The sequence below is a fragment of the Corallococcus sp. 4LFB genome (assembly GCF_046520365.1).
Taxonomy (GTDB): Bacteria; Myxococcota; Myxococcia; order Myxococcales; family Myxococcaceae; genus Corallococcus; species Corallococcus caeni.
This window is the reverse complement of sequence record NZ_JBKGHJ010001048.1, coordinates 1-1,130: the sequence shown is the minus strand read 5'-3', so window position 1 is coordinate 1,130 and position 1,130 is coordinate 1. Positions and strand designations below refer to the sequence as shown.

Below are 1,130 nucleotides of genomic sequence, written 5' to 3'. Positions count from 1 at the left end.
TCCGTCGGCGTCCTCGGCGCCACGTACGCGCCCGAGACTTCCACTCCTGCTTCCGACGACTCCGGCAGCGCCTTGCGGTCCACCTTGCCATTGGCCGTCAACGGCAGCGCCGCCAGCACCACGAAGGCCGACGGCACCATGTACTCCGGCACCCGCCCCTTCAGCGCCGTGCGCACCGTCGCGACGTCCAGCCCTTCGCCCGCCACGTACGCCACCAACCGCTTCGTCCCCGCCCCCTGCCCCTTCGCCACCACCACGCACTCGCGCACGCCTTCGCACTGCGCCAGCGCCGCTTCCACTTCGCCCAGCTCCACCCGGAAGCCACGCACCTTCACCTGCGTGTCCGCGCGCCCCTGGAATTCCAGCACCCCGTCCGCCCGCCACCGCGCCAAATCCCCCGTGCGGTACATGCGGCTGCCCGCGGGCCCGTACGGGTTGGGCAGGAAGGACTGCGCCGTCAGCCCCGGCTGGCTCAGGTAGCCTCGCGACAGCCCGTCACCCGCCGCGTACAACTCGCCCACCACGCCCACCGGCACCGGCTGCCACTGCCCGTCCAGCACGTACACCTGCGTGTCGCCAATGGGCCGGCCAATGGGCACCACCAGGCCCACGTCCTCCACCGCCTCCATGCGGTGGCAGGAGGTGAAGAGCGTTCCTTCCGTCGGCCCGTAGCAGGCCGTCACCGCCACGCCCAGCGTCTCCAGCGCCCGCTTCACGTGCGGCGCCGACACCACGTCGCCACCCGTCAGCAGCTGCTTCACCCCACGCAGCCCTTCCAGGTTGCCGTCCACCATCTGCGTGAAGAGGCCCGCCGTCAGGTGCAGCACCGTCACCCCGTGCCGCTTCAGCACCCCTTCCAATTCCTTCACGTCCCCCACTGGCACTGGCGGGTACACCGCCAGCTTCGCCCCACTCAGCAGCGGGCCCCACACCTCCAGCGTCGACGCGTCGAAGGACACCGGCGCCAGCAAGAGGAAGGTGTCCTCTTCCGTCCACCGGGCGTAGTTGGCCTTCAGCACCGTGCGCAGCACGCCTCCGTGCTCCGTGCACACGCCCTTCGGCTTGCCCGTGCTTCCCGACGTGAAGTCCACGTACGCGACGTTGCGGCTTCCCACGCCACTCTGCGGCGC

Annotated in this window: 1 protein-coding gene; it reads right to left on the bottom strand. The window is 70.8% G+C overall.

Annotated elements, in window-relative coordinates:
- A partial coding sequence (locus tag ACLEQD_RS43930) for an amino acid adenylation domain-containing protein (protein ID WP_410391873.1) occupies nucleotides 1–1,115 on the bottom strand: 1,115 nt, incomplete at its 3' end.
- Nucleotides 1,116–1,130: the final 15 nt, after the last annotated feature.